This window comes from Pseudarthrobacter cellobiosi, assembly GCF_023913755.1.
Taxonomy (GTDB): Bacteria; Actinomycetota; Actinomycetes; order Actinomycetales; family Micrococcaceae; genus Arthrobacter; species Arthrobacter cellobiosi.
Genome location: NZ_JAMXBJ010000047.1, coordinates 165,978 through 180,360, shown reverse-complemented (window position 1 = coordinate 180,360; position 14,383 = coordinate 165,978). Strand labels below are relative to the sequence as shown.

Annotated in this window: 18 protein-coding genes and 2 pseudogenes; 14 read left to right on the top strand and 6 right to left on the bottom strand. The window is 65.3% G+C overall.

The window, feature by feature from the left end; genetic code table 11:
* Positions 1–15 precede the first annotated feature (15 nt).
* Positions 16–867, bottom strand: coding sequence for a LysR family transcriptional regulator (locus tag NG696_RS14115; RefSeq protein ID WP_252575898.1), 852 nt, complete (start codon positions 865–867; stop codon positions 16–18).
* Between the two features lie 85 nt (positions 868–952).
* Between NG696_RS14115 and NG696_RS14110 the strand changes: the two genes are divergently transcribed.
* Positions 953–1,849: an EamA family transporter gene (locus NG696_RS14110; RefSeq protein ID WP_252575896.1), complete on the top strand. Its 897-nt coding sequence runs from the start codon at positions 953–955 to the stop codon at positions 1,847–1,849.
* 92 nt (positions 1,850–1,941) lie between these two features.
* Positions 1,942–2,415, top strand: a complete 474-nt coding sequence (locus NG696_RS14105; RefSeq protein ID WP_252575895.1) for a sensor histidine kinase — start codon at positions 1,942–1,944, stop codon at positions 2,413–2,415.
* Positions 2,416–2,420: 5 nt separating this feature from the next.
* Here NG696_RS14105 and NG696_RS14100 read toward each other — a convergent pair.
* Positions 2,421–3,031 (bottom strand): annotated as a pseudogene (locus tag NG696_RS14100) (NADPH-dependent FMN reductase).
* Positions 3,032–3,218: 187 nt separating this feature from the next.
* Here NG696_RS14100 and NG696_RS20785 point away from each other — a divergent pair.
* Together NG696_RS20785 and NG696_RS14095 are read left to right on the top strand one after the other, a co-directional pair.
* Complete coding sequence (locus NG696_RS20785) at positions 3,219–3,353, top strand: hypothetical protein (RefSeq protein ID WP_256472220.1); 135 nt, start codon at positions 3,219–3,221, stop codon at positions 3,351–3,353.
* 87 nt (positions 3,354–3,440) lie between these two features.
* Positions 3,441–4,079, top strand: coding sequence for an SRPBCC family protein (locus NG696_RS14095; RefSeq protein WP_252568520.1), 639 nt, complete (start codon positions 3,441–3,443; stop codon positions 4,077–4,079).
* A gap of 171 nt (positions 4,080–4,250) precedes the next feature.
* Here NG696_RS14095 and NG696_RS14090 read toward each other — a convergent pair whose 3' ends face one another.
* Entirely contained in the window at positions 4,251–5,195 is a 945-nt protein-coding gene (locus tag NG696_RS14090; protein WP_252575893.1) for an SMP-30/gluconolactonase/LRE family protein, read from the bottom strand.
* Positions 5,196–5,406: 211 nt separating this feature from the next.
* Here NG696_RS14090 and NG696_RS14085 point away from each other — a divergent pair, with 211 nt between their 5' ends.
* A complete protein-coding gene (locus NG696_RS14085) occupies positions 5,407–5,745 on the top strand; it encodes a hypothetical protein (RefSeq protein WP_252575892.1) in 339 nt (112 codons plus the stop codon).
* Between the two features lie 34 nt (positions 5,746–5,779).
* Positions 5,780–6,463 carry a LysE family translocator gene (locus NG696_RS14080; protein ID WP_308291975.1) on the top strand — a complete coding sequence of 228 codons (684 nt, stop codon included), beginning with the start codon at positions 5,780–5,782 and terminating at the stop codon, positions 6,461–6,463.
* A gap of 54 nt (positions 6,464–6,517) precedes the next feature.
* Here NG696_RS14080 and NG696_RS14075 read toward each other — a convergent pair whose 3' ends face one another.
* Positions 6,518–6,904, bottom strand: a complete 387-nt coding sequence (locus NG696_RS14075; protein ID WP_252575891.1) for a hypothetical protein — start codon at positions 6,902–6,904, stop codon at positions 6,518–6,520.
* Between the two features lie 136 nt (positions 6,905–7,040).
* Between NG696_RS14075 and NG696_RS14070 the strand changes: the two genes are divergently transcribed.
* Positions 7,041–7,622, top strand: coding sequence for a dTMP kinase (locus NG696_RS14070; RefSeq protein WP_252575890.1), 582 nt, complete (start codon positions 7,041–7,043; stop codon positions 7,620–7,622).
* A 61-nt stretch (positions 7,623–7,683) separates the two neighbouring features.
* Here the strand turns inward: NG696_RS14070 and NG696_RS14065 are convergent, their stop codons facing one another.
* Positions 7,684–8,082: a cupin domain-containing protein gene (locus NG696_RS14065; protein ID WP_252575889.1), complete on the bottom strand. Its 399-nt coding sequence runs from the start codon at positions 8,080–8,082 to the stop codon at positions 7,684–7,686.
* Positions 8,083–8,398: 316 nt separating this feature from the next.
* Between NG696_RS14065 and bcp the strand changes: the two genes are divergently transcribed.
* Together bcp and NG696_RS14055 are read left to right on the top strand one after the other, a co-directional pair.
* The gene (gene bcp, locus NG696_RS14060) at positions 8,399–8,878 is read left to right on the top strand and encodes a thioredoxin-dependent thiol peroxidase (RefSeq protein WP_252575888.1); all 480 of its coding nucleotides are present in this window, start codon (positions 8,399–8,401) and stop codon (positions 8,876–8,878) included.
* A gap of 40 nt (positions 8,879–8,918) precedes the next feature.
* Positions 8,919–9,526 (top strand): annotated as a pseudogene (locus NG696_RS14055) (GNAT family N-acetyltransferase).
* Between the two features lie 161 nt (positions 9,527–9,687).
* On the opposite strand, the gene NG696_RS14050 reads toward NG696_RS14055, so the two are convergent.
* The gene (locus NG696_RS14050) at positions 9,688–9,978 is read right to left on the bottom strand and encodes a hypothetical protein (RefSeq protein WP_252568529.1); all 291 of its coding nucleotides are present in this window, start codon (positions 9,976–9,978) and stop codon (positions 9,688–9,690) included.
* 224 nt (positions 9,979–10,202) lie between these two features.
* Between NG696_RS14050 and NG696_RS14045 the strand changes: the two genes are divergently transcribed.
* From NG696_RS14045 to NG696_RS14025, 5 genes are read left to right on the top strand one after another with little or no spacing between them, the layout of a single operon-like run.
* A complete protein-coding gene (locus NG696_RS14045) occupies positions 10,203–11,315 on the top strand; it encodes a PP2C family protein-serine/threonine phosphatase (protein WP_252575887.1) in 1,113 nt (370 codons plus the stop codon).
* The gene (locus tag NG696_RS14040; RefSeq protein ID WP_252575884.1) at positions 11,312–13,282 is read left to right on the top strand and encodes a glycosyltransferase family 2 protein; all 1,971 of its coding nucleotides are present in this window, start codon (positions 11,312–11,314) and stop codon (positions 13,280–13,282) included. The genes NG696_RS14045 and NG696_RS14040 overlap by 4 nt, the downstream gene beginning before the upstream one ends.
* Positions 13,272–13,604, top strand: a complete 333-nt coding sequence (locus NG696_RS14035; RefSeq protein WP_058930966.1) for an STAS domain-containing protein — start codon at positions 13,272–13,274, stop codon at positions 13,602–13,604. Before NG696_RS14040 ends, NG696_RS14035 begins: the two co-directional genes overlap by 11 nt.
* On the top strand, positions 13,597–14,022 hold the full coding sequence (locus NG696_RS14030; RefSeq protein ID WP_252568532.1) for an ATP-binding protein: 426 nt from the start codon (positions 13,597–13,599) through the stop codon (positions 14,020–14,022). The genes NG696_RS14035 and NG696_RS14030 overlap by 8 nt, the downstream gene beginning before the upstream one ends.
* Before the next feature lie 26 nt (positions 14,023–14,048).
* Positions 14,049–14,363 carry a hypothetical protein gene (locus NG696_RS14025; protein WP_252568533.1) on the top strand — a complete coding sequence of 105 codons (315 nt, stop codon included), beginning with the start codon at positions 14,049–14,051 and terminating at the stop codon, positions 14,361–14,363.
* The last annotated feature ends 20 nt before the right edge of the window (positions 14,364–14,383 follow it).

Genomic DNA, 14,383 nt, shown 5'->3' with positions numbered 1-14,383 from the left:
CGCCCGCCGGCCGGGTCAGGAATAGAGCGCCGCGAGCAGCTCGACGACGCCCTGGAAACCCACGGGCGGGTCCGTCTTGGACCAGGCGACGTAAACGGGGACCGAGGCGGCATCCCGCACATGCCGGTACACAACACCCTTGCGCCGGTACTGGTGCGCGGTTGATTCTGCCGTGATGCCCCGCGCTTTGCCGCTGCCGATCACCGTCAGCCAGTCGTCGACGTCGTCCGTGGCGATGGTGCGCTGCGGCTGCCGGCCTTCCGGCCACAGGTCCAGGCGCGTGCTTCCGGTGCGCCGGTCCAGGGCAATCGGTTTGGTCGCGGCTTCGGCAAGGGTGATGCTTCGCTTTCCGGCAAGGGCGTCATCCGCCGCCATGGCGCAGAAGCGTTTCTCCAGCCCGATGAGGACAAGGCTGATGGCCGCTGTGTCAGGGACCCTCCGCAGGATGGCGAGGTCGCTGGTTCCTTCCGCCAGTCCCGCCGTCGGGGTGTTGGTCCGGATGAGGCGCAGCTCGGTGTTTGGAAACGCGTCAGCCCACCTGCGCTGGAACTCCGTGGTGTGCCTGCCCAGGGCGGACCAGGCGTAGCCGATCCGGACGGTGCCGCCGCCGTCGGCCGCCTCCTGCTGGATGGCCTCCAGAATCGAGAGAACGCGGCGGGCATGCCGGACGGTCCGGTCGCCGGCGGCGGTGAACTCAATGCTCCTGGTGGTGCGGTGCATCAGGCGGACCCCCAAAGCGCGCTCCAGCGCAGCGATATTGCGCGACACCGCCGCCTGCGAGATGCCCAGCTCAATGGCGGCGTCAGTAAACGTGCCCGCTTCGGCCACTGCAACCAGGCAACGCAGGTGCCGCAGCTCCATGTTCATGAGGCGATTCTATTCATACGCTGGACGCATAAGATCGCCTGTCTATGCATTTTGGCGCATGCCCGCACGGCCCCACACTCCAAGGATGGATAACATATTATCTGCCGGCCGAGGCCGGGCCGGCGCCATCCTCGTTGCGAGCGCGCTCTCAAACCAGCTGGGTGCGGCCAGCGGTTCACTGGCCTTCCCCGCAATCGGCCCGGTGGGCGTAGTCGCAGCGCGTCAGCTCATTGCCGCGGCGGTGCTGCTGCCCCTTGTCCGGCCCCGCATCGTCTCCTTCACGCGCCACCAATGGTGGCCCGTTCTGCTGTTGGCGCTGGTGTTCGGGACGATGAACCTCTCCCTGTACGCGGCGGTGGAGCGCATCGGGCTGGGCCTCGCGGTGACTCTCGAATTCCTGGGCCCCCTGGCCCTCGCCCTGATCGGTTCACGGACCAAAGCGAGCGCCGCCTGCGCCCTCCTGGCCGCTGGAGGGGTTGTGGCCATCACCCAGCCCGAGGCGTCCACGGACTACGTGGGCATCGGCCTGGGACTGGTGGCCGCCTGCAGCTGGGCCGCCTACATTCTCCTGAACAGGACAGTGGGCAAGCGGATCCCGGGCATCCAGGGGACGGCTGCCGCCACCGGCCTGTCGGCCGCGCTCTTCCTCCCCGTGGGGCTGATGACGTTCATCAACCACCAGCCCGACGCGTTCACTATCCTCTGCGCAGCAGGCGCCGGAGTCCTCGCGTCCGTGGTCCCGTACGTCGCGGACGTGATCACCCTGCGCCGCATCCCCACCAGCCTGTTCGGCGTTCTGATGAGCATCAACCCCGTTTTCGCGGCTTTGGTGGGGGCTCTGGCTCTGGATGAAGCCCTGGGTGTTGTGCAGTGGGCCGGCATTTTCCTGATCGCAGCGGCCAATGCAGCCCTGACCGCCGGGGCCGGGCGGCGTCCACCGGTGCCCATGGGACAGATCACCGCAGGCTCCGCGGAAAATTGATCCAAACTTGAGCCAACCCTTGGCAACCCATGCAGTTGGCGGTTCAGGCTGGACCCATCACCACAGAAAACGGCGGGGAAGCAGGAAGATTCATGGGGAACGAATCAGCTCTGGGCGAGGTAGTCGCGGTGGGAGGAGTGATCACTGATCACCACCCGCTCGACTTCCACACCTTGGGGCTGGCCGGTTGCATTGACCGGTTGACCGGGCCTCTCCGTCAGCAAGGAACAGCAGTCCGCTGGGATACTCCGCACTGGGGCATCGAGATCCCGGCGGACTGCGCTTCCCTCCTCTACCAGTCGGCGCGCGAAGCGCTGAGCAACGCCTTCAAGTACTCCGACGCCGCCGAGCTCACCGTCCAGTTATCCGCGGTTGGCCACGGCATCCGTCTTGTGGTGTCCGACGACGGCACGGGCTTTGACTGCGACCTCGCCCTAAGCGGCAAGAACCACGGCTACGGGCTGCGGCTGATGTCCGTGGCTATCCATGAGGCCGGCGGCACCGTCAGCGTCTGTTCGAAGCCAGGGCAGGGCACCACCGTAACGGTAACCCTACCCCTGGACTGACCCGCTTACCGTGACAACTTGTCCGGGTCCGGCACCAGATCGCCGATGTGGCCCGGTGCGTTTGCCGCCACCACTCGCTCCACGAAGGCGCCGTATTCCTCCATGTAGTGCCGCAGGAACTTGGCCGTGCCCTCATCCCGCACCTCGCCCTCGGCAGAGAAGGCTTCCGGCTTGAAGTGGATGTAGACCTCCGGGGCGTTCAGCTGGGGCGCGTCCAGAAAGCTGAGCACGCTACGCATCGAGGACTGCATCACAGCCGTACCAATTCTGCCCGGCGAAGCTCCGATGATGCCGGTGGGTTTCCGCGCGAACGAGTTGGTGCCCCAGGGCCGCAACGCCCAGTCGATTGCGTTTTTGAGCGCCCCGGAATGGATCGGTTGTATTCGGGGGACACAAACAGGATGCCGTCCGAGGCCTCGATCGCGTCCTTGAGGGCGCGGCCTGCCGGCGGGAAATCGGCGTCGTAGTCGTAGCTGTAGAGGGGCAGGTCCTTAATAGGGATCTCGGTGAATTCAAGGTCCGCCGGGGCCAGCTTGATGAGGGCCTTGGCGAGTGTGCGGTTAATGGAGCCGGTTGCCAGTCTCCCCACGAAGTATCCGATTTCCTGCGTTGCCATGAGATTGTTCCTTCCCGACAGCCGGTAGGACCGGCTGGGCGTAGAGCTTTTACAGGATGAAGCGGGGCACAGCGCTTCCCCAGTCCAGCACAGAACACGAGCCGCGGACAGAGGGTATTGACACCCCGCTCCGGGAGGCGCTGAATGATGATTGAGGCACATTCCACACACCACGGGAGCGGTTGACATGAAGGAAAAGCCAGTAGTGGCGCAGCGCATCCACAGCGAAGCTCCGGCCGAAGGGGACGAGTCCGCGGATCCCACCGACATCCGCGTGCACTCGCAGGAACCCGCCGAGGGCGCCGACACGGACGAAGACTAGCCGCCCTCCCCTCTGGCCCACGCGCCCCGACGGCGATACGGTAAGGCTACTGACTATATACAGCCCGTTCCAGTCGAAGGAGACGTTGTGAGCAGCAAAGTGGAGAAGCAGATTGTGGTCGATGTTCCCCTCAGTACGGCCTACAACCAGTGGACCCAGTTCGAGGATTTTCCGCAGTTCATGGGTGGCGTGGAGAGCGTGACCCAGCTCAGTGACGACCGCCTGAAGTGGGTGGCCCACATCGCCGGGGTCCGCCGGGAGTGGGAAGCCACCATCGTGGAGCAAGTCCCGGACCGCAGGATTGAGTGGGCGTCCACGGATGGGGCCACGAACTCAGGTGCCGTGGAATTCTCCGACGCCGGCGGCAACAAAACCCAGCTGTCCCTCACCCTGGAGTACCAGCCGGAAGGCATGGTGGAGAAGGTGGGCGACCTGCTCCACCTGGTGGCCCGCCAGGCGGAGCACGACCTGAAGCAGTTCAAGGAATTCATCGAACACGAGGGCCATGCCACGGGCGCGTGGCGGGAATCCGTCCCGACAGGCGAGCCGTCGGCGTACAACCGGTACACGCATCCGTTCGACCAGACCGGCGCCCTGGTGGATCTTGAGGGGGAGTCAGACGGAACAACCGACGGCGAGATCCGCAGCGCGGCTGAACGCAACGTCCACAAACCGGACGACGGCGGCACGATCCCGCCGCTCGGCGGCAACCTGGGCGACCGCTGACTGGCGGAGGCGCAGACTGGCGGAGTCGAACCTAAGGTGCCGCCCGCCGTCGTACACGGCATCAGCGGGCACGGCATCAGCTGCCCTGCCCCATACAAGCTGCCCTGCCCCGCACGAGCGGCGCTGCCCCGCACCGCTCAAGCGGGGCAGCACCGTCCCTACGTAAGCTGCCTAATCGCGGGCCGGCACCAGCACCACTTCATGCGGACTGGCCGGCTGGCTAAACTGTGCATTCACGGCAGCCAGGGTGTTCCCGAACCGCGCAACCGTGGTGGGAACATCGAAGTGGGGACTGGTGATGGTGTCCTCGATCTCGCCGGAGGAGAGATCGTTGGAGAGGTCAATCCGGACGATCTGGTTCAAGAAGTTTTGCACCGCCCAGACGGTATGACCCCGGACCAGGATGCCGTCAACATTCGGCACCTCCACACCCTCAATCAAGGCGCTGTCGCCGGTCTCCGGATCCACGGTATAGAGGGCTCTGTTCGTCGAATGCGCAACGATGAGGACGCGGTCGCCCTTGGCAGTGGCAATGCCATTGAGGTTGAAGGGACCTGTCAACTCACCCGCCGGTCCGTTCAGCTTCAGGGTCCGTACGTCGCCCAGCTTTCCGTGCCTGCCCACTGGCAGGAAGTACAGCTCACCGGCGGCGGAGTTCGTGAACCAGGCGCCATCCCGGGTGAGCGTGACGTCGTTGATGAAGCCCGGAGCGAGGGTGAAGTCCGCAACGGGCTCGCCCGATTCCGTGTTGTACAAAAAGGCCTTGCCGGTCCCGCCACCCGCTACAAACAGCAGGTCGTTGCGGGTATCGGCCTTCATCCCGACGGCGGCCCTGGGCTGCGAATCAAAGTCCGATACGTCGATGAACAACCGCGCTTTGTCCTTACGGATGTCGCCCCGGTAAATGTCTCCCAGTGCCAGGTCGCCGGCGTAGAAGGTGGTTCCACTGCCGGCGGCGATCCCCTCGGCGGAAGTGGCGCCCTTGAGCACAATGACTGAGTCATCCGGCGGCGACGCCGAGGCCGGGAGGACAGGCGCCAACAGCCCCATGAGTGCAATGAACCCAATGGCGGTACGGCGCTGTACTTTTCCTGAATTCTGGGTTGTGCGGGCCATGATTCTTCCTTGAATTTAGGTGATCCGCACGGGCCAACCTGCGGCAGGCCCGCACGATTGTCCTGCCAGTCTATGCACCCTGGGAACCGGCCCGCCAGAGCCCTGAGCCCCTTCTCTGCCGGGTCATACTCCGCCCTCCGCAGCCCCCGGATCGGCAACCTGCCGTGGTCTCTGCTTACAATCGAAACCTCAATCAACTACTGAGGGACCCATGAAGAAACTCGCCACCGCCCTGATCGCTGCCGGCCTCGTGCTTTCCGCTTCTGCATGCACCACGCCCACCAAACTTTCCACCCCCGAAACCTGCGACCGCGTCAAGGCTGTCCTGGCGAACCCCGCGAACAACGTGGGCAAGACCGGCCTGGTGCGTCTCGCCAACCAGATCCGGCCCATCGAAGTTGTGGCATCGGATGACCTCAAGCCTGCGCTCGGATCCATCATCGAGTTCACCGACGAGTCCGCCAAGGAAGCCCCGGACGAGGCCAAGCTCGCCGAGCTGGAGGCCAAGTACCAGGAAGCCGGCGCCGCCTTCACGAAGCACTGCAGCTAAGACGCCTGCTGCGCTGACGTTCGACGGCGGCCGGTTGGCCGCCGTCGTCGGCTTATCCTTGGCTCGTGGATCTCTATCAGTCTCTGTTCTCGTTCGGCCTGGTGGCCGGGCTCCTGACACTGGTTCCGGGCATCGATACGGCACTGGGCTCCGTTCGTCCCTCGCCAGAACGCGCGGTTTCGCCTTCGCCACGGCCCTGGGCATCTCCACCGGACTGATGGTCTGGGGAATCGCGGCAGCCGTGGGCGTTTCGGCGCTGCTGGCAGCATCGGGGCTGGCGTACCGGGCGCTCACCATCGCCGGCGCCGCGTACATGGTCTGGCTTGGCGCCTCCCTGCTGTGGACGAGCCGGACCAAGGACGCGCCGTCCGCCTCGCCAGCTGCCGACGTTGAGGTCCCCGCTGCCTCCCGCCATCAGCTGTTCCAAGGCTGCCTGACCGGGACGGGCACTAATCTGCTCAATCCGAAGGTCGGCGTGTTCTACATCGCCACAATTCCCCAGTTCATCCCGCCGGGCACTCCACCGCTGCTGATGGGAATTTTGCTGGCCGGCGTCCACTGCGTCCTGGGCCTTGCGTGGCTGACCTTCCTGATTTTCGGAGCAGGTTTCGCCTCCAAATGGCTGAAAAGCGCCCGCAGCCTCCGGATCATCGACCGCATCACCGGCACCGTCCTGATCGGCTTCGGGCTGCGGCTCGCCCTCGAACCACAGCACTGACGCCACCGGTACGGGCCTCTGGTGCCGGCCGTGGTTCAAGGGCCTGCTGCCGGCCTAGTTCAGGGCCAGGACCAGGTAGAGGGCTGTCAGGATCACCACTGTGGGTGTCATGACCAGGCGTTCCGGCTCGCTGCGGGAGATTCCGTTCAGCACGATGCCCAGCGCGAAATAGGCCGTCAGCACCCAACAGAAGACGCCCGTGAAACCCTGATTCACCAGCGGGGCCGCCATGCCGGCCTTGGCCAGCGCAACGTAGGCGAAGAGGACGTAGAGGATGATCGAGGTGGCGCTGCCGATCCGCAGCTTGGTGGGGAGGACGTTGTGCTGGCCGCCCCACGCGAACCTTCCCAGCGGTGCCCCCGCGATCAGGGCGGCCTGAAAAACCGCGAGCGCGGCCAAAAGTACGCACGCGGTATTCGCGGCAAACTGGGCTAGCTGCATCGAAGATCCCATTCCCCTTGGTGCGGCTGCCGGCCCGTTGCAGGCACCGCCCGGATGTCAGTTTATTGTGACCTCCGCCTCATGACGGGACGATCACGCTGTCCCTTCCGTTAAACCATCGGCGAAAGGAGGCCATGTGCTTATTGTCTTAACCGGAATCGACGGCTCGGGAAAATCCACGGCCGCCCGCGCCTTGGTGGATGCGGCCCAGGCTGACGGCGAAAACGCCCTGCTGCTCAGCAACCACGCCGGCAGGCGGAGCATGTCCGTGCTGGCGGAACGGCTGGGCATCCGCTTGCCACGCCGCCTGGCCGACGCCGTGGAGACCACCCTCCGCGTGGCCAACGTGCTCATGTCGCATGCCCGGGCCAGCCGCTTCGACGGACTGGTGGTGATGGACCGGCACCTCCACTGCCAGCTGGCTCTTCGCACCGCCAAAGGTCTGTCGCGCGGCCGCCTGCTTCCCTGGCTGATTTCGTCACTACCGGAACCTGACGCGGTGGTGCACCTGGACGTTGAGCCTGCGCTGGCGCTCGAGCGCATCGTGGCCCGCGGCACCGATTCGGAGACGCTGGCTGACCTGGTGGATCTGCGCGATGCCTACCGCTCCATGCCGGAATACCCGGGCTTTGTCCAGCTCGACGCGGACTGTACGCCGGAAGAGGTTGTGGCCAGGCTCAAGCGGATCGTGCGCGCGGAAACTCCCGTGGCTGTTTAGGCCCGGTTCCTGCCCCGACCGGCTCGGACTCAGACCGGCTCCAGCCCAGGCCAGCTCCGGCTCAAATCAGCGCGTGGGATCCCCTGCTCCGCGGCCGGCCGAAGGACGCCGTACCCAGGAATTCAATAGCGACGAACGGCTCGGAGCCAACCACCCACTCATCGTGCCCGGGAGGCAACGCATAGGTGTCATGGGCGCGGATGGCGGACCTCACGCCGTCGGACGTTTGAATCTCAAGACTGCCGGAGACACAGTAACCGAGGTGGTTGTGCTCGCAGAAGTCCGTCAGTTCAGTGGGCTTGGCGGACTCGGACCAGCGCCAGCCGGGAGCGAGGATGAGGCGGGCCACTGAGTAGTCGTCAACGGTGACGAGATCGAACTCAGCTTTGTCCGGACACCGCTTCTTGTCCGGGATGTCAAAGGATTTAACAGCCAGTACTCTGATGAAATTTGCGGTCATGGGGAAACAGCCTTGGGATCATTTGCGGCGGGCGCTTAGGGCTGGGACCAAGCGGTTGTGCGTGGATGCCGGCTAGCGGCTACGTAGTGCGGATCACGTACTGCGGAGACCAGTAATGTGTACCTCTAACCGTATCCATCCGGCGCCTCAAGTCAATGGATCGCCGGCCATTCGCGGACCGAAATGGGTCCCCTGCACAGGTCCCTGCCCTGGACCAGCCGGAATACCTCAAATGACGCCGGAGTTGTTGTTTAAACTGGAAAGCCGATTCACTGGTTTCCTGTCTTTTGCCATCAGAGTCTCCCGAAGGAACGCCATGAGCCCCCAACTGACCATCAAACTTCAGCCAGGTACCCAGGCCCCCGATTTCACCCTGCAGGACGCCAAGGGCAGGGAAACCTCCCTGGCCAACTACCGCGGCAAGAACGTCATCGTGTACTTCTACCCGGAGGCGGCAACCCCCGGCTGCACCACCGAGGCCTGCGATTTCCGCGATAGCCTCTCATCCCTGCAGGGCTCCGGCTATGAAGTCCTGGGCATCTCCCCCGACGCCCCGGTGAAGCTGGCCAACTTCACCGGCGACTTCAACCTGACCTTCCCGCTGCTTTCCGACGAGGACCACGCAGTAGCTCTCGCGTACGGCGCGTGGGGCGAAAAGCTGGTCGACGGCGAGATCGTCGAGGGCCTCGTCCGCTCCACCGTTGTGGTGGATCCGGCGGGCAACGTGGCGCTGGCGCAGTACCAGGTCAAGGCGCAGGGTCACGTCGCTGCCCTGCGGGAGTCCCTGGGGGTCTAGTCTGGCGGGGCACAGGTAGCCCACCAACCGGGAGTCAGGCATGGCGATCGAAGTCCGTCCGGGAACACTGTTCGAGGACGTCAAAACGCTGGGTGGCCCTAAGCGGCCCGATGCCAACGTGTGCTGGTGCCTGAGCTACCGCATTCCGTCCAAGCAGAACCTTGCGCTGCGCGGAACGGCCCGCGGCGACCTGGTGAAGGAGCTGGTGGCGCAGGATCCCCCACCAGGGGTTCTGGCGTACGACGGCGACGACGTAGTTGGGTGGGCAGCTGTCCACCCACGCGCCGACGCCAGTTTTGCCCGCAACCGCAGGATCCCGCACGTGGACGGCTTGGATGTTTGGGCTGTCTGGTGCATCCGGGTCCGGCCCGGTTACCGCGGCAAGGGAATCTCCCATCACCTGCTCAAAGGTGCCGTGGGCTGGCCCGCAGCTACGGCGCGCCCGCTATTGAGGGCTACCCGGTGGATAACGGCAGCAGCAAAGTGGATCTCACCATGGCCTACGTGGGCACGCGCAGGCTCTTCGAGAAGGCCGGGTTCGTCAAGGCCGCTGATACGGATTCGGTACTCAACGGATTCCCGCGCGTCCTGATGCGCCTGGACCTGCGTCGATCAGGGCTTCTTCCACCAGCGATTGGGCCAGTCTGAGTCGATCGCCCACAGGACCAGCAGAAGCGTGTCCATGGTAATCAGCCCAGCTAAAAGGTAAGCCCACCCTGTGTACCAATGCACGGCAATCTCCTGACCTGGTATCCCCCAGCCACTTGATTGTCCTCAAGTTTGGCACGGAAAGGGTCAGCAGGGAACGGCTACCTTGCGAGCGCCGCCAGGCGGCCGTGAAGTTCGGTTTCGCGGTTGAGGAGGCGGGTGAGCTGTTCAACTTTTTCCGAAAGCTCCACGCCGACGGCCAGCCGGTCCCCCGGCCAGCTCGAGGCCTCCCAGGACTCCCCCAGGGCTTGGGCCAGCGAGCGGGACAGCGAGCGGAGCTTCCAGGAATGGCTCAGGTAGTGAACGGTGCTGCGCGGGCGGCGGCCCTGCTTCAAGAGCCGCCACGAGCGCGCCAGCCTGCCCGGCAGTCTGACGGATTCCGTTGGTTCCATAAGTCCTGCACCATCCTCCGGCAATCCGCACATTCCTTCAAAGCTGGTCCTTCGAGTGTGGCCAAGGAGCCTCAAGGTCCCATCAAGGGCGGGCAAGTATTCCGGCAAGACCGCTTCACACTGATGGCCGCCCTCCCCGGAATGCCCGGAGCTTCACCGACTACAACCGTCGTAGTCACGGCAAATGACATGCTTCACCGCCCTAATACGGTAGAAATAGAGTCATGCCTTCCATGCCCGAACCGCGCCGTGCCGTTGTGATTGAGGACGATCCGGACATCCGAGGCCTCCTCGTCCGGATCCTGACCAAGCAGGGTTTCGAGGTCACCCACGCTGAAGCCGGCCTGCCCGGCGTGGAGGAGGTCCGCCGCGCCAAGCCGGATCTCATCACACTGGACCTGAACCTCCCGGACGTGGACGGGCTGGAAGTCTGCAAACTCCTCCGTGAATTCTCTGATGCCTTCATCGTGATGCTCACCGCCCGTGCCGACGAACTGGACAAGCTCACGGGCTTGGACAACGGCGCCGATGACTACATCAGCAAGCCGTTCAGCCCGCGCGAACTCCAATCCAGGATCAACGCCCTGTTCCGCCGCCGGCAGCCGTCCGCCGCGGACACAGCCGTGGCGAGCGAGCTGGAGCGCGCCACCGAGGTCCAGCAGAGCCTGCTGCCCCAGGAGGACGTCCGGGTGAACGGGTACGACGTCGCCGGCGTCTTCCGCCCCTCCCGCAGCGTCGGCGGTGACTTCTACGATTGGTACCGCACGCCGGAGGGTCTGCACCTGACGTTCGCCGATGCCATGGGCAAGGGCATGGGCGCCGCCCTCATCGCGGCCACCGTCCGGGCCGTCATGCGGTCCACGGGACAGCGCCAAGACCTGGACGCCGCCTTCGCCTCCGCCAGCACCACTATCGCGGCGGACCTGGATTCCTCCAACTCATTTGTCACCCTCTTCCACGCCCGCCTGGACGCCGCTTCCGGCGTCGTCAGCTATGTCGACGCCGGCCACGGACTGGCGCTGCATGTCACCGCCGAGGGGTCGGCGCACCGTCTTCCCAGCGGCGGTCCGCCCGTGGGCGCCTGGGCCGGATCCGCCTGGCCGCAGTCCGCCGTCGCCCTGGCCCCGGGGGACTCCCTGGTGGTGGCCAGCGACGGCGTGCTGGATGTTTTTGACTCGGTGGAGCAATTCACCGAGGCGGTGCTCGCCGCAGCCCATGGCGAGGTTTCCGCGCAGTCCGCCAGCGACGCCATCATGGCACTGGCCCCTGCCGAAACCGCCGAGGATGATGTCACCGTAGTGGTGGTCCGCCGCCTGCCTGAGCCAGCCCCGGCATGACGCGCTTCTGGACCCGCCTGGCGGTGGTCCTGACGGTCATCTTCGGCCTGAACTATGTGGGCTGGCGCTGGGCGTCGTCGCTGAACTGGGATGCCTGGTGGATCGCCGTGCCCCTGGTGCTGGCTGAGACCTACAGCCTGATCGACGTGATGCTGTTCGGGATGACCGTGTGGCAGCTCAAGATCCGCAAGGGAGCACCCGCGCCGCCCCACGATGCCACCGTGGACGTCTTCATCACCACGTACAACGAAGACCTGGACATGGTGATGACCACTGCCCTGGCGGCCCAGAAGATCCGGCACCCGCACAGCACCTGGATTCTCGACGACGGCGCCCGCCCCGAGCTGAAGGCCCTCGCCGAAGAGCACGGGCTGGGTTATGTGACCCGGAGTGAGGACTGGACCGCCAAGGTGCCGCGCCACGCCAAAGCCGGCAACCTGAACAACGCCATGATGGTCACGCACGGCGAATTCCTGCTGATCCTGGATGCGGACCAGATCCCCGAGCCGGACATCCTGGAAAAGACCCTGGGCTATTTCAACAACCGCCGGGTGGCCCTGGTCCAGACGCCGCAGTACTTCAGCAACGTGCCCGCCCACGATCCCCTCGGCAGCCAGGCACCCCTGTTCTACGGGCCCATCCAGCAGGGCAAGGACGGCTGGAACGCGGCGTTCTTCTGCGGCTCCAACGCCATCCTGCGCCGTGAAGCACTGATGCAGCTGGGCCTGGTGGGCTACGTCAAGGAGACTGAAAAGAGCATCCGCCGGGCCCTCACGGCTTCCCGGTCCGCCATCCGCCAGGCGCGGAAATCCGCTGACATGGACACCCCGCTCGTAGCTGAAGTGCTGGACGCGGTGGAGGCCGCCACGCGCGAAGCCCAGGAGCAGCTGGCGACCGGACAGCCGTTGAGCGAGATCACGTACCGGGTCCGCCGCCGCGTGGACGCGGCCGTGCAGACGCTGGTCGAGGCTGACATGTCCGCGCTGCAGGCCGACCTCGAAGAGATCGCCGCCATGGAACTCGCCCATGTGGGTGATGCCGGCGTCCCGGTGGTGGCCGATGACGCCGTCCAGCGCATGTCGGCCCGTGACTGGTCGCCGCTCGGCGCGCTGGAATCCGTGCAGGCCGTCCTGGATGCCCTGAGCGTTGAGCGCAACGACGAAGCCCAGCCGGTCATGCCGCTGGCCACCATCTCCGTCACCGAGGACATGGCCACGGCCATGCGCATGCATGCCATGGGCTGGGAAAGTGTCTACCACCACGAGATCCTGGCTTACGGTCTGGCGCCCGAGGACCTCAAGACCATGCTCACCCAGCGCCTCCGCTGGGCGCAGGGGACCATGCAGGTGCTGCTCCGCGAGAACCCGCTGGTGCAGAAGGGCCTGAAGATCGGCCAGCGGCTGATGTACTTTGCCACGATGTGGACCTACCTGAGCGGTTATGCGGCGGTCGTCTACTTCGCCGCCCCCATCATCTACCTGCTGCTGGGCGTCCTGCCCGTGTCCAGCCTCAGCTGGGACTTCTTCCTGCGGTTCATCCCGTTTATGGTCGCGAACCAGCTGCTTTTCGCGGTGGCAGGCCGCGGAATACCCACCTGGCGCGGCCAGCAGTACAGCCTGGCACTGTTCCCCACCTGGATCAAAGCGTGTTCGACGGCGGCCCGGAACGTCTGGTTCGGCCGCCCCCTCGGGTTCGCCGTCACCCCCAAAGCCCGCCAGACCGGCGGCCCCAGCTGGAGCCTCATCCGGCCCCAGATTGTGGTGAGTGTGCTGCTGGCGGTGGCCGTCGTCGTCGGGATTATCCGGCTGGCCACGGGACTGGCCGAGCCGCTTGGCACGCTGGTGAACGTGGGTTGGGTTATTTTTGACCTGGTGGTCATGAGCATCCTGGTCCGAGCTGTTTTGTACAAGGGCTACGAACCCGCTGTGAACGTTGATGCTGGAGAGAGGAAAGCCGATGGAGTTTAGTTACGAGGTCAAGGATTCGTACGCGGAGGTCAAGGCTGACGGGCGGCTGAACATGGTGTCCGCGCCCAAGCTGCGCGAATTCGTCACCGATGTGATCGCCGGCGGTTCCTCGCGGATCGTGGTGAACCTGGAGAACACAGCGTTTATGGATTCCTCCGGCCTCGGCGCGCTGATCGGCTGCCTCAAGGCCGCCCGTCAGGCCGGCGGGGACCTCCGCATCGCCGCCGTCCAGCCGCAGGTCAAAATGGTGCTCGAGCTGACCAGCATGGACCGGGTGCTGACTGCCTACGCCTCCGCCGACGAGGCGTTCAGCAATGACTGAGATCCTGGCCCAGCGGAGCTTCCGGGGACTGTCCACGGCCGAGGCCATCGAAGCCGTCCACAACGAGCTGGACGGCCTCTGGGCGGACGCCCCGTTCGTCCAGGCCATGGACCAGATGACCTTCACCACGGCGGTGATCGAGTCCGCGTCCAACATCGTCCAGCACGCCCAGCCGGCCAAGGCAAAGAAACCGGTGGAGCTGGGAGTGGACATCAGCGTCCAGCCCAGGCTCCTGCAGGCCCGGGTCAGCGCATTCTTCGCCAATCCGCCGTTCGGCCCCCTGGAACCGGGAACCCCGGACGACGATTCCGAGTCCGGCCGCGGCCTGGCGCTCATCGAGGCGCTGGTCACCACCGTGACCTTCGAACGCCAGGACGGCACCAACACCTGGATCCTGTCCCGGACGTCACAGCCCTGACACCAATGATGAGTAGGCTAGAGGGCATGGCTTTTGAAGAAACCCCCGCTGAACGCCGCGAGGTCACCGTCCGCCGGGCACCGAAATATGTGCCGTTCCTCATCCTCGGCGCCCTGGTGGGCGCAGCGGCGGCTGCCGCCGTCGCATACGGGCTCCCCGGTGACGAATCCTTCGAACGCGGCTCGGTGTTCGGCTTCTTCCTGGTGATGTTCGGCGCCGGCGGCGCGGTGCTGGGCGCCGTGGTGGCCCTGCTGCTGGACCGGCGGAGCGTCAAGCGGCAGAAACGCGCCATCGTGGAAGCCGTCCCGGATTCAGAGCCCGACGACGGCGCGCAGCCCTAGGTTCCAACACCGTCGTCCGG